This window comes from Kribbella sandramycini (assembly GCF_013131805.1).
In the GTDB taxonomy this organism is placed as follows: Bacteria; Actinomycetota; Actinomycetes; order Propionibacteriales; family Kribbellaceae; genus Kribbella; species Kribbella sandramycini.
This window is the reverse complement of the sequence record NZ_JABJRC010000004.1, coordinates 1-12,159: the sequence shown is the minus strand read 5'-3', so window position 1 is coordinate 12,159 and position 12,159 is coordinate 1. Positions and strand designations below refer to the sequence as shown.

The window sequence follows — 12,159 nt, the reverse complement described above, 5'->3', positions numbered from 1 at the left end:
GTGGTGGCGGGGGCGGCGGCGACTAGTCGACTGGGCGGGCGGTGGAGATTCGGTGCAGGGCGTAGGTGCTCGGTTGGTTGGTGGTGGGGTCGTAGGCAGTCAGCCAGCCGTCGGCGACCCGAGTGGGCTCGACTACGCGCTCGGAGGCGGTGCCGTTGTGGTCGACGTACGAGATCCAGGTGCGGGTGTGGGACTCGGCGGCGTCGGTGAGGACGGCGATGGTTTCGGCGGGGGCGGCCGGCTCGGGGGTTTCGTCGCTGGGGCGGTCTGCGGCCAGGCGGTCGCCGGCGCGGACCTTTTCGATGACGGCCTTCACCTGGTCGGTGGTGAGCTCGATTGTGCTGTCGGCGAAGTCGCGGCTGGTACGACGGCGCGGTGGCTCACCGCGGCGGGCGGCTGCGGTGCTGACGTGGACGACGCCGTCGAAGGTCTCGGCCAGGGGCGCCAGACCGGCTTCGCGGAGGCGGTTCAGCACGATGTCCGGTGGCGACGGTGAGACCACCACTGTTGGTGCCAGCCGACGGAACTGGACGCCGGGCAGGCTTGAGCTCAGCAGGTGGGTGAGCACGGACTCGTCGTCACAGCGTAGGTACGTCGACGCGGTGCCCAGCCGGAGGACACCGTGCCGTCGGGCGACGTCGTCCACCAGATACGTCAGCGGCTGGGGGACCGGCGTCCGCGAGTGAGCCGCCAGCCACTGGTGGAGCTGGTCTGCCGTCCGGCCGAGGTCGAACGCGCGGCGTACCGAGCTCTCGCTGAACCGGTAGACCGCCGCACCGCCGTGCGACTCGACATCCGCCATTGCGGACAACTCGTCCTGGACGGCGCGCACCAGCGGCCCGGGCGCGACCGCAGTCAGGTCTGCCTGGAGGAGGATCTCCGACACCGGCTCCGGGACGAGCGGGCTGATCGCCTCGGCCAGCTCGTCAACGGTCGGCTCTTGAGTAAGCAGTGGGCGCGCGTGCCGAGCCATTGCGCCAAGGCCGGTCAGACCGAGCAGTGCGGCCTCGGTGCTGGCCCACTCGACCAGCTCGTCACGGAACTGCCCGCCACGACGGGGCCGATGCCAGGCCACCCAAGTAACAACAGCCTGCGCTGCAGGAGCCACTCCGGCAGGCGCCTCGCCCAGCGCGCGTAGTGTCAGCAGCCGGACCTCTGGCGCCAGCAGACGCTCCAGATCCGGCGCGAGCGCATTGATGAGCCGCTCGCGGGCAGCTGCCGTGGCACCGGAGCTGTCGCGGCGTCCAATCAGTCCGATCGCCCGCATCCCGCCGAACCAGGCCGTGACCAGCTGCGCCCACCGGTGCGCCAAATCCAGATCCAGCCAGTCGTCGTAGGCACTGGTCGGCAGCCACATCTCATTGGTCCCGACCTCGACTGCCGCGACCAGACCGGCGGCGTACGCGATCTCCAACACCGCGGCTGTGGTTGGCTCGTCCGCACCGATCTTCCCGGCCAGATTGCGCAGCTCGCGGACGCCGATGCCACCGGTCCGCAGCACCGGCGGAGGCTCGATCCCGAGCTGCTCCAACGCCCTGTCGACCTGCCGAACCAGATCCAGCGCCGCACCGGCCGCAGCGTGGTCGACGATGCTGGCAGTCACCTTCTTTCCGTCCAGCGGCGGTGGCGTCGGCCGGGTCGCGGCCAGCACGCGCCCACCGCGGAGATGCAGGCCGATCTGCCGTGGCAGGACGACGGTGTTCGGATCGCGCGGTACGACGAGGCCACGCGCGAGCAACCGCTCGACCGGCGTCCGGGCCGACGCGATCGTCACCGGCCGCTCGGCTTTCTCGACGGAGCCGGTCGGCGGCCCCCAGGTGAGTTTGTCGAGCACCTCGCGCGCCTCGGGTCCGGCGTCTTCGATCAGCTGATCCAGGTCACCGAAGTGCCGTGTGGTGATCGGGCCGAGCCCCGCCGGTGTCGGGCCGAGTAGCTCGTGAACGGCGCGAATCAGCCGCAGATCGTCCTCGGTACCCCAGACCAGCGCCAGGTCGATCAGCTCGGCCACTCGCGGTTGGACGACGTCGACCGGCTGGTCTGCGCCCGCAGCGAGGTCAGCAAGACTGACTGGCTCCGGCAGCGCGGACAGCGCCTCCAACAGGTCGACGCCGAACTCGTCGAGCCGGTTGATCGCCCGGGCGGCCGATGCGTTGGTCGTCGCGCGCGCAGCGAGCTGGCTGGTATCCGCCGGGATGGGCATCGCCAGATCGGGCCGCTGCTGCAGGAGGCGTCCGAGGGCAGCGTCGTCCCAGGTGCGCAGGGCCTCTGCGAGGGTGCGTGGGCGGTTGCGGTCGGACGTGCTCATCCCTCCAACGGTACGGCGCGATCCCGTGGATCACTAACCGTCGGCTACTCCGCGGCGCCGGCCTGCCCGATCCGGCGGAAACCGACCCGTTCGTAGACGGCGGCCACGGCGTCACTCTCGGCCGACAGCAGCAGGAGCTCCACGCCGTTGTCGAACGCATGCTGCGCCAACGCGGCGGTCAGCGCCGCAGCGAGCCCGCGACGTCGCATCGCGGGCAGTGTCGCCACTCCGACGATCTCCGAGGTCGCACCAACCTGTTGGTGCGCGCCTGCGGCGACCATCCCGTCCTCGGTGAACACAGCTCCCGTCACGGTGACTCCGCGACGCATCCGGTCAACGACGCCTTCCACGGTCGCAGCGGGCACCTCAGGCACCGCGGCGTCCCGCTCGGCCGGACCGCCCGCGCCGACCGCAGTGCCGCCGGCTGTGAACCCGATGCTCTGCACTGCGCGAGACAGCCGGACCAAGTCCGCGTCCGCCCGCAGAATCTCCACCCGCGCGTCCGTGGCCACCGTCTTGAGGTCGGCTGGGTCGAGCACCAGCAGCGGGTACTCGTGTGCAGTCAGCCCAGCCTCCGTGGCGGCCGGGCCCAGCGTCGGACAGGCGTCGACAACCCACTCGAAACTCAGCGGCAGGTCCAGCTCCGCGCAGCGCGCCCGCACTGCCTGCACGTCGGCCGCGGTGACCGTGACTCCGGCTCTCGGCCGCGCGTAGTACGGCCAGACCGTCGTACTACGGAACAGCGTGAACGGGCCGACCTCCTCGGCCTCAGCTCCGGACAGTGGCACCGTGTGCAAGTACTCGTCGACTCTGCTGATCACGGCTCGCAGTGAATCACCAGTCCAGCACCAGCGCCACGGCATTTGTCGAAACCCGGACCCCGGCTCCGACGTACCGGCATCAGACCCATTGGAGGACTCCCATGCACGTGACTTCCGCAGACGGTACGGCGATCGCGTACGACCGAGTGGGCCGGGGCGCGCCACTCGTCCTGGTACCGGGTGCACTGTGCGACCGCAACGCCCTCAGACCGCTCGCCGACGAGCTGGCGGGTTCATTCGACGTCATCAGCTACGACCGGCGCGGCCGCGGTGACTCCGGCGACAGTACGGCGTACGTCGTGCAGCGTGAGGTCGAGGACATCGCTGCGCTGGTCCAGGCGCTCGGTGGCGGTGCGGCGGTCTACGGACACTCCTCCGGCGCGGGCCTGACGGCGATTGCGGCGGGCAGCGGTCTGCCGTTCAGCCGGGTTGTGCTGCACGAACCGCCGTACGGGTCGGACGACGTCGACTCCAGCGAGGACGGCGCTCAGGTGCTCAGCCTGCTCGCGGATGGGCAGAACCGGGAGGCTGTCGAGCTCTTCCTGGTCATGGCCGGGATGCCGACGGCTGAGGCGCTGGAATTCGCCGGATCGCCCGGTGTGGCCGAGCTGGCACCGACTCTGGCCTACGACTTCGCCGTCATGGATCACGGCGCCCGCGGCGGAGGCCTCCCGGCTGAGCTGCTCGCCGGGATCAGCCAACCGACGCTGGTCCTGGCCGGGACGGCATCACCGCCGTTCATGGTCGATGCCGCGCACCGAGCTGTGAAGCTGCTCAGCGCGGGCACTCTGACCGAGTTGCCCGACCAGGGCCACGTAGTCGCACCGGAGCTGCTCGCACCGGTGCTACGGACGTTCCTCAGTCCGCGATGATCTCGATGGTCACCTTGTTCGGGTAGAAGGCGACGTGGTCGCGGATGTCGGCGACCGCGTCGTACGGCTGCTCGTACGTCCAGACCGCGTTCTCGCCGTCGGCGCCGGCCGCCATGATGCTGTAGTAGGCAGCGTCACCCTTGTAGGGGCAGTACGTCGTGTGCTCGGTCCGCTCCAGCGCCGTGAAGTCCACATTCGCCCGGGGCAGGTACTGGACGGCCGGGTACGTCGACTCCTGGAGCGACAGCGCGTCGCGGGTGTCCGCCAGGACCAGGTCGCCGAGCTTCACGACCACTCGGTCCGGGTTCTTCGCGATCGTGATCGGGTGGTCGGCGCCGGGCAACTTCCGCGTCTTGTCAGCCATGACGGTTTTCAACCACTTGCCCTGTGCGGGCATTCCCTACGGCTGCTCCAGCTCCACAACCAGACAGGGGCCGCCGTCGAACGCGCCGCCGTCGATACCGAGAACCAGCTCCTCGGCGTACAGGTGGGGGCCGGTCAGGAACTGCGGGAGGATGCCGAGCTGGTCCGCGACGATGCTGTGGCCGTGGACGATCCGGCGGCCGCCAAGGGCCTGGAGCAGGATGCGGGCGATCTCGGGGCCCCCTGGGCCGCGGAACGCGTAGCGCGCCGTCATCCGGCGCCAGATCTCCCACCAGAGCACGATGTCGTCGCTGTGCAGGTCGGCGTGGGCGCGGGTGTTGATCTGGTCGAGGGTGTCACCCCATTCGACGTACTCCGCGGTGTCCGAGTGCATCAGCAGGTGGTCGGCGTCCAGACCGAGCAGCGGCCGGTCCAGCAGCCAGGCGACATCGTCGTCGCTGAGTAGCTCCTGGTCGCGGTCCTGGCCGCCGTTCAGCGCCCAGGACCGTTCGAAGCTGCGGCTGGTGATGCCCTCGTGCGGGACGAAGGTGTCGCCGAACTTGCGCATGCCGAGCGCCAGGATCTCGTGGTTGCCGAGCAGCACGTTGACCGCCTCCGCGGGCGCCTGGTCGACCAGGGCCCGGACGAAGCGCAGTGCGCCGATTCCGTCCGGACCGCGGTCGAAGAAGTCGCCCAGCACCCACAGCCGCGCATCCGCGCCGGCCCAGTTGCCGTCGTCGTCGGTCAGACCGGCAGCCAGCAGGGAGGCCTGCAGCTTCTCGGGGTGCCCGTGGATGTCACTGACGGCGAAGACCCGCGTCATATCAGCCTTACGCTCCCCAGGAGAAGTGGACCTCGAGCGACACCTCGACGGTCTGATCGCCCGGGACGACGTTGACCGCGGAGTCGAACGCCAGCTTCGCCCCTGCGGCCTGGGCCTCGAACCGCGGCGCCTGGCCGTGGGTCTCGGTGATGGCCGTGACGGAGCCGAGTGAGAAGCCGGCCAGCGCAGCCAGCTCGGTCGCCTTGTCCCGCGCCTGCTCGAACGCCAGCTCCCGGGCACGGGTCAGCAGTGCGGACTTTTCCTGGACGTCGAACTGCAGCGACTGCAGACCGAGGTTGTTACCCGCCGCGGCCACTGCGGCGTTCAGCAGCGCGCCGAAGCCGGTGAGGTCCTTGGTGGTGACTGTGAGCTGGTGCGCGCCCCGGTACGCCGGTGCGGCGCCCGGCTCGCGGTACTCCTGGTAGACGTTCACTGTCGTGGTGCCGATATCGGACTGCGCGACACCCTGCTCGCGGAGTGCAGCGATCACCGCATCCGTGCGCTCACCGACCTGTGCGACCGCGGCAGCCACGTCCGGTGCGACGTGCTCCACGCTGAGAGACACCCGTAGTACGTCGGGCGCCGTACTGACCTGACCTGATCCGACAACCGTCACCCCAGTTTCCATGGGCGTTAGTGTGACACCTCCCCACGGGCAACGGAGCGTGATCAGCTGGCGCGGGGGATGATTCGGGCCGGGATGTCATGCAGATGACAGAGGGCCAGTAGAGCCGTGCCGTCGATGAGCTGGAGTGGTTTGCCGGTGGCGAACTGGTAGCTGGTGGGTCCGAAACCGCTGGTGGTGATGAGGATGCCTTTGGTGGCGCCGGCGTCCACGACGGTGCCGAACAGGTCGCGGACGGCGGAGGGCGGCACGGTGCGGGTCCAGAGCTTGGCCTGGACGACGAACTTGCCGCCGGTGATCGGCCGTGGGTCGTAGGCGACGCAGTCGATCCCGCCATCGGTGCCGCGCCGGAAGAGGCGCGTCTCCAGGCCCATCCGGGTCAGGAGGTTCTGGACGAGGTGTTCGAACGAGTCCGGGGTCAGATCGAGCAGGTTGGGCCGGCTGTCGATCTCGCTGAGCACATCGATCGGTTCGATGGTCCGTGGGTCTGCGAGGTCGAACTCCAGCACCGGCTCGACCGGCTGTAGCTCCTCCGGATGCCGGGACACCTCTGCGGCGAAGTAGTGCCGGACGCAGGCCACCGGGTCGAGCTGGTCGAGTACCAGTGCCTGAAACTGCTCTCGAGTGGCCCGCAGCGTAATCAGGCACGGCCGCACCGTCTGGCCGGTCGGTAGGTCCACCGCTTCGACCATCCCGTTGAACACGATGGTATCGACGACGCAGTACCGATCGCTGCCGAAGATCAGGTGCAGCGCCCGCAGCGCCAGCTGTGCGACCAGCTGCTGGTAGAGCAGTCGCACCTCCTTCTCCGGGCGAGGCACGGCGACGACGGCGTCCGCCTCCCGGTCGTACCGGTACGACGCCTCGCGCGGCACGACCGACATCTCCGGCAGGTCCCACTCGACGGCCAGCAAGGTCGACTCCGGCACGTAGCTGACGCGCCGACGTCGGGGAAAGCCGAGTGGCTCGTTCACTCGCTCCAAGGCTTTCTGGAAGTAGCGAGTCACCGCGGCGCGGTCGTGGCTCACTACTGCCCTCTGGTAGGCGTCGACGCGAGCGTGCTGCTCCGCGGTCGCCTCATCCAGCCGACGCTGCTGGTCGACCTGCTCGCGTAGCGCTCGGGCAACGCGGTCCCTCCGGTTCTCTTCGGCGATCCGGTGCCGCTCGATCGCCTCTGCGAACCTGTCCTCGGCCGCTGCCAGCCGGCGCGCGTACCGGCGTTCGGCGCCCCACCAGCGGAACGGTCCGGGCGCCTGAGGCACGAACGCGTCCCAGACCGGCCCGGGACGCGCAGTGAGATCAGCAGCCGGCACCGTTGGCGGAGCGCGGCGCGGAGCCCGCTTCAGCGTCTGCAGGTCGGTGCTGTGCACATCGATCGCCAGCGCGTCGGCCAGGAGGTTGCCCAGCTCCCGGACGCGCTCGCCTACCGCAGCGGTACGTTGTGCCGCCTCGGCGGTACGTCCGGGCGGACGGTCGCTGCGGGCGTAACCCTCATCGGTTCGGCCCATCGCCTCACACCTCTCCGATCCAAGGTAACGGTCCAACCACGCAGCGCGACCAATGTGACGGAGAGTTGGCAAGGACATTGCTTGCCGTCCACCCCCTGTTTCCACTGCACGTGCGGCTGCAAGAACCGTTGTCCACATGAGAGCTCTGTAATGTTCGGCTCATGCGGCTCTTCGGGTGGGATCGCAGAGTCTGACTGTGCGGTCTCCACGAGTGGTGTACGGCGTTGTCGCCGCTGTGCTCGCGGCGGTGGGCCTCTTTCTGCCCAAATGGCTGGCCGATCGCAGCGGTCCGGAGCTGGGGGAGACGGTGGTCATCACGCCGGGTTCGGCGCGCCCGACGACCGGTCCGCCGGCCGCGGAACGAGGTGCGGGCCAGGTCTCTCCGGCGCCGGTGCGGACCGCCGGCGACGACGACGGGCCGGACGACAACGACGACCACGACGCCGACGACGGTCCGGATGACGATGGCTGAGCGGTGGGCCCGCTGAGGAGGCCGCTCGCCAGCGCGCGCGTGCGGATCATCTCCTGGCTGCTGAGTGTGCTCGCGCTCGCGATGATCGCAGTGGTCGTAGTGACCTGGCAGGTGCTGTCGGCCCGTTCCGACTCGGCTGCGGACCGTGAGCTCAGCCACGAGGCCGCCAAGTTCCGCGGGTACGCCGCTTCCTCGGCCGCGCGGACACCCGAGGAGCTTCTGGAGCGCTGGCTGCAGCTGAATCTGCCCAACGACTCCGAGACGTTCTTCAGCATCGTCGACGGTCGTCCCTACCGCCGCGGCCAAGGCGCACCGCCGGCTCGTCTCGACACCGACGAGGCGTTCGTCCGCAGCATCGCCGGGGCCACCGAACCGACGTACGGCTGGAAGGGGAGCGCAGCGGGCAAAGTCCGGTACGGCGTGCTGCCGGTGCAGCTCGGCGAGCGGCCGGTCCGGGCCCAGCTGGTCATTGTCGAGTTCCGGGACGTCATCGCCCAGCCGTCGCGGGATGCGGCCAAAGCACTGGTCGTCGTCGCTGCTGGCACGCTCGCCCTGGCTGCAGCGGCATGCTGGCTGGTAACCGGCCGACTACTCGCACCGATCCGCCAACTCCGCAGTACGGCGGAGCGGATCAGCGAGTCCGACCTGCGGCGCCGGATCGAGGTTGTCGGTTCCGATGACGTCGCCCAGCTCGGGCGGACCTTCAACACGATGCTGGACCGGCTGGAGGCCGCGTTCGTCGCGCAGCGCGAGTTTGCCGACAACGCCGGTCATGAACTCCGTACGCCGATCACGGTGATCCGCGGCCATCTCGAGCTGATGAGCGACGACCCGGCCGACCAGGAGCGGACGAAGGCGCTCGTACTGGACGAGCTGAGCCGGATGAACCGAATCGTCGACGACCTGCTCGTGCTGGCCAAGAGCGACCGTCCGGACTTCTTGGCGGTGGCCGAGGTCAACCTGACCGAGCTGGTGGTCGAGGTGGTGGCCAAGGCACGTCCGATGGCAGAGCGGCAGTGGCGGGTCGATGAGACAGCCGACGCGGTCGTGACTGCGGACGGACAGCGGCTCACACAGGCGTTGATGCAACTCGTTGCGAACGCCGTCCGGCACACTGAGCCCGGAGACCGGATCGCAGTCGGCTCGCGGGTGCTGGACGGTCAGGTGACTTTGTGGGTCTCCGATGCGGGTCGAGGTGTGCCAGCGGCGGATGTCGACCGGATCTTCGACCGCTTCGCCCGCGGCGCTGACCAGGCCCGCGCTGAAGGTGCAGGGCTGGGGCTGTCGATCGTCCGGTCGATTGCGTTGGCACATGGTGGTTCTGTCCAGGTGGTACCGCAGAACGGTCCCGGTGCGCGTTTCGAGATCACATTGCCGGAGGTGCGTGAATGAGCCGGATCCTGATCGCTGAGGACGAGGAGCGAATCGCATCCTTCGTCGAGCGCGGACTACGTGGGAACGGGTTCGTCACCACAGTCGTCGGCGACGGCGAGACGGCGTACGCCGAAGCGGTCAGCGGCGCGTATGACCTACTGGTGCTCGACATCGGTCTGCCGCGCGTGGACGGCTTCACAGTGCTGCGGCGGTTGCGCGAGGCCCGAGTCACGATCCCTGTGGTGATTCTGACCGCCCGCGACAGCGTCCGGGACACAGTGGCTGGTCTGCAGGGCGGTGCGGACGACTACCTGGCCAAACCGTTCGCGTTCGAGGAGCTGCTGGCCAGGATTCGCTTGCGCCTACGCAGCGACGGTACCGGTACGCCGGACGCCACCGTGCTGCGCGTAGGCGAGCTGGAGCTCGACCTGCGCACCCGCCGCGCAATCGTCGGCGATCGCAGTGTCGACCTGACTGCGCGGGAGTTCCTGCTCGCGGAGATGTTCTGCCGGCATCCGGACCAGGTGCTGTCGCGTGAGCAACTGCTCTCCCAGGTCTGGGGTTTCGACTTCGACCCCGGATCGAACGTCGTCGACGTGTACATCCGCTACCTGCGCCGCAAGCTCGGCCAGGACCGGATCGAGACCGTCCGCGGTATGGGCTACCGCCTGCTGCCTTAGAACCCTCTCATCACCGGCTCAGCTCGGTCTCACGGTGCCTGCCCAGAGTGGACGACACCAACGAACCGAGGAGGAACCATGACCGGTCTGGCCATTGCGCTACCAGCCGATCTGCTGGCTGTCGGCCTGCTTGCTTACGGCATCTACTTCCGCCGCTACCACCGGCGGGACCTGCTGTTGGCCTACGTCGCGCTGAACGTCGGTGTGCTGGCGGTGACCGCGATGCTGGCCGACAGCGGCGCCGGAGCTGGACTGGGCCTCGGTCTGTTCGGCATCTTGTCGATCATTCGCCTCCGGTCCGACTCGATCACTCAGGAGGAGGTGGCCTACTACTTCGTCGCACTGGCGATGGGGCTCGTAAACGGGCTGCATCCCGGTCCGGTGTGGCTGGCGCCGGTGCTGAGCCTGTTGCTGGTGGCGGTCATGTACGGCGTCGATCACCCGCGGCTGATCAGCCGTTCGCACCGGCAGAAGGTGGTGCTCGACCGCGCCTATCCGCAGGTCAGCGACATCCGTCCGGTGCTGGAGCAACTGCTGGGTGCGGAGGTCAAGTATTTCGTGGTTCTGGACCTGGATCTGGTGACTGACACCACGGTGGTTGACGTGCGCTACCGGCGGCGTACGGATGCGACCCGCGCGAATCGGCCGGCGCCTGTCCACCAGTTCGCCGCATGAGCACCGCCAGAACCACTGCGGCGATGGCAGGTGTCTTGGAGGCCCTTCCGACGATCACACTGCCCGAGGTGCTGGCCGAGGCAGCGCTGCAGGTTCGGGTCGACCGCAAGTACCTACTACCGCTTGAGACGTTCGTCGAGCTGGCTGCACGGCTGCAAGGGACGTTCGCTGCGCTGCGGATCGACGACCAGACGGCGTTCCGGTACGAGTCGGTGTACTTCGACACTGCAGAGCACGAGCTCTATCGCCAGCACCTCCAGCGGCGTCGCCGTCGGTACAAGTTGCGGACCCGCGCCTATCTGGACAGTGGCGAGTGCAGTCTGGAGCTCAAGCTCAAAGGAGGGCGGTCCGAGACGATCAAGTCCCGCGTGGGCTACCCGCTGGCGGACCGCGGCCGGCTGAACCCCGATGCCTGGAACTTCGTGGCCGAACGGCTCCACGCCGAGTACGGCGTCCGGCCTGAGCCTGGGCTGGCTCCGGCGCTGAAGACGACGTACCGGCGCAGCACTCTGGTCGACCCGACCGGCCATGCGCGGCTGACGTGTGATGTGGACCTGCGGTTCACTGACGCGCGCCACAGCGTCCAAGCGCGGCCGGACGTCGTACTGGTGGAGAGCAAGACAGCTGGGCGCGCGGGAGTCGCCGATCAGGTACTGCGGGAGCTCGGGGCCCGGACGATCCAGGTCAGTAAGTACTGCGTCGCCGTCGCGCTGCTGAACCCGCGGCTCCGGGCCAACCCCTGGCATCGAACGCTGCAACTCTTCCGCTGACCGTCCTAGACTCGGCGCTAGCCACTGCCGACTCATCAGGAGGCGCGAGTGTTTCCGAGTTACGCATCAGGGATCTCCGAAGTGCCGTTGCTGGGGGAGACGATCGGGGCGAACCTCAGGCGGACGGTTGCGCAGTACGGCGACCGGGAGGCGCTGGTCGAGATGCAGAGCGGCAGGCGGTGGACGTACGCCGAATTCGGCGCCGAGGTCGATCTGGTCTCGCGAGGGCTTCTGGCGCGTGGAATCGGCAAGGGCGACCGGGTTGGCATCTGGGCGCCGAACTGCGCGGAGTGGGTGATCACGCAGTACGCCACGGCGACTGTGGGCGCGATCCTGGTCAACATCAACCCGGCGTACCGCACGCATGAGCTGGCCTATGCGCTCAACCAGTCCGGCGTGCGGTTGTTGGTCTCGGCCACCGAGTTCAAGACCAGTGACTACCGCGCCATGGTGGAGGAGGTGCGTCTGGACTGCCCTGCGCTCGAAGAGCTCGTCTACATCGGCACTGGTGACTGGGACAGCCTCCGCGAGGCCGCTGCCGGCGTACCGATCGCAGAGCTGCACAGACGCGCGGCAGAGCTGTCCTTCGACGATCCGATCAACATCCAGTACACCAGCGGCACAACGGGTTTCCCGAAGGGCGCAACGCTCAGCCACCACAACATCCTCAACAACGGCTACTTCGTCACCGAGACGATCGCCTTCACCGCAGACGATCGCCTCTGCCTGCCGGTCCCTCTGTACCACTGGAATGGGAATCTCCGTAACCAAAAAAGCCCGCGCCCCCGACGGGGAGACACGGGCTGTGCTGTGACTTTCGGTGATGACGCGGGGTGGCGGCGCCGGGTAGCAGGTAGCAGCCGGTTACACC

Annotated in this window: 13 protein-coding genes; 7 read left to right on the top strand and 6 right to left on the bottom strand. The window is 68.6% G+C overall.

Features of this window, described 5'->3' with window-relative positions:
* Positions 1–22 precede the first annotated feature (22 nt).
* Together HPO96_RS18145 and HPO96_RS39650 are read right to left on the bottom strand one after the other, a co-directional pair.
* Positions 23–2,305 (bottom strand): helicase-associated domain-containing protein, encoded by a 2,283-nt coding sequence (locus HPO96_RS18145; RefSeq protein WP_171674684.1) that lies wholly within the window; start codon positions 2,303–2,305, stop codon positions 23–25.
* 44 nt (positions 2,306–2,349) lie between these two features.
* Positions 2,350–3,126, bottom strand: coding sequence for a GNAT family N-acetyltransferase (locus HPO96_RS39650; protein WP_202886155.1), 777 nt, complete (start codon positions 3,124–3,126; stop codon positions 2,350–2,352).
* 101 nt (positions 3,127–3,227) lie between these two features.
* On the opposite strand from HPO96_RS39650, the gene HPO96_RS18135 reads away from it, so the two are divergent.
* Positions 3,228–3,998 (top strand): alpha/beta fold hydrolase, encoded by a 771-nt coding sequence (locus HPO96_RS18135; RefSeq protein ID WP_171674682.1) that lies wholly within the window; start codon positions 3,228–3,230, stop codon positions 3,996–3,998.
* Here the strand turns inward: HPO96_RS18135 and HPO96_RS18130 are convergent.
* The 4 genes from HPO96_RS18130 to HPO96_RS18115 are packed head-to-tail and all read right to left on the bottom strand — an operon-like array spanning position 3,985 to position 7,317.
* Complete coding sequence (locus HPO96_RS18130; protein WP_171674681.1) at positions 3,985–4,362, bottom strand: DUF427 domain-containing protein; 378 nt, start codon at positions 4,360–4,362, stop codon at positions 3,985–3,987. The genes HPO96_RS18135 and HPO96_RS18130 overlap by 14 nt on opposite strands.
* A 36-nt stretch (positions 4,363–4,398) precedes the next feature.
* Complete coding sequence (locus tag HPO96_RS18125; RefSeq protein WP_171674680.1) at positions 4,399–5,184, bottom strand: metallophosphoesterase; 786 nt, start codon at positions 5,182–5,184, stop codon at positions 4,399–4,401.
* Positions 5,185–5,191: 7 nt separating this feature from the next.
* Positions 5,192–5,812, bottom strand: coding sequence for an SIMPL domain-containing protein (locus HPO96_RS18120; RefSeq protein WP_171674679.1), 621 nt, complete (start codon positions 5,810–5,812; stop codon positions 5,192–5,194).
* A 41-nt stretch (positions 5,813–5,853) separates the two neighbouring features.
* On the bottom strand, positions 5,854–7,317 hold the full coding sequence (locus HPO96_RS18115) for a restriction endonuclease (RefSeq protein ID WP_171674678.1): 1,464 nt from the start codon (positions 7,315–7,317) through the stop codon (positions 5,854–5,856).
* Positions 7,318–7,513: 196 nt separating this feature from the next.
* On the opposite strand from HPO96_RS18115, the gene HPO96_RS18110 reads away from it, so the two are divergent.
* The 6 genes from HPO96_RS18110 to HPO96_RS18085 form a co-directional block, all read left to right on the top strand.
* On the top strand, positions 7,514–7,789 hold the full coding sequence (locus HPO96_RS18110; protein WP_337796698.1) for a hypothetical protein: 276 nt from the start codon (positions 7,514–7,516) through the stop codon (positions 7,787–7,789).
* A 3-nt stretch (positions 7,790–7,792) separates the two neighbouring features.
* Entirely contained in the window at positions 7,793–9,181 is a 1,389-nt protein-coding gene (locus HPO96_RS18105) for a sensor histidine kinase (RefSeq protein ID WP_337796697.1), read from the top strand.
* Complete coding sequence (locus tag HPO96_RS18100) at positions 9,178–9,843, top strand: response regulator transcription factor (RefSeq protein WP_171674677.1); 666 nt, start codon at positions 9,178–9,180, stop codon at positions 9,841–9,843. The genes HPO96_RS18105 and HPO96_RS18100 overlap by 4 nt, the downstream gene beginning before the upstream one ends.
* Before the next feature lie 78 nt (positions 9,844–9,921).
* Positions 9,922–10,518 (top strand): DUF4956 domain-containing protein, encoded by a 597-nt coding sequence (locus tag HPO96_RS18095; protein ID WP_171674676.1) that lies wholly within the window; start codon positions 9,922–9,924, stop codon positions 10,516–10,518.
* Positions 10,515–11,288: a polyphosphate polymerase domain-containing protein gene (locus HPO96_RS18090; RefSeq protein WP_171674675.1), complete on the top strand. Its 774-nt coding sequence runs from the start codon at positions 10,515–10,517 to the stop codon at positions 11,286–11,288. Before HPO96_RS18095 ends, HPO96_RS18090 begins: the two co-directional genes overlap by 4 nt.
* An 81-nt stretch (positions 11,289–11,369) precedes the next feature.
* On the top strand, positions 11,370–12,159 hold a 790-nt coding region (locus tag HPO96_RS18085), incomplete at its 3' end, for an AMP-binding protein (protein ID WP_337796696.1).

Bases quoted from the DNA above. Each gene is read 5' to 3' on its own strand.
- HPO96_RS18145 (WP_171674684.1), bottom strand. From the start codon at position 2,305: ATGAGCACGTCCGACCGCAACCGCCCACGCACCCTCGCAGAGGCCCTG.
- HPO96_RS18125 (WP_171674680.1), bottom strand. From the start codon at position 5,184: ATGACGCGGGTCTTCGCCGTCAGTGACATCCACGGGCACCCCGAGAAG.
- HPO96_RS18135 (WP_171674682.1), top strand. From the start codon at position 3,228: ATGCACGTGACTTCCGCAGACGGTACGGCGATCGCGTACGACCGAGTG.
- HPO96_RS18095 (WP_171674676.1), top strand. From the start codon at position 9,922: ATGACCGGTCTGGCCATTGCGCTACCAGCCGATCTGCTGGCTGTCGGC.
- HPO96_RS18115 (WP_171674678.1), bottom strand. From the start codon at position 7,317: ATGGGCCGAACCGATGAGGGTTACGCCCGCAGCGACCGTCCGCCCGGA.
- HPO96_RS18120 (WP_171674679.1), bottom strand. From the start codon at position 5,812: ATGGAAACTGGGGTGACGGTTGTCGGATCAGGTCAGGTCAGTACGGCG.
- HPO96_RS18130 (WP_171674681.1), bottom strand. From the start codon at position 4,362: ATGGCTGACAAGACGCGGAAGTTGCCCGGCGCCGACCACCCGATCACG.
- HPO96_RS18100 (WP_171674677.1), top strand. From the start codon at position 9,178: ATGAGCCGGATCCTGATCGCTGAGGACGAGGAGCGAATCGCATCCTTC.
- HPO96_RS18090 (WP_171674675.1), top strand. From the start codon at position 10,515: ATGAGCACCGCCAGAACCACTGCGGCGATGGCAGGTGTCTTGGAGGCC.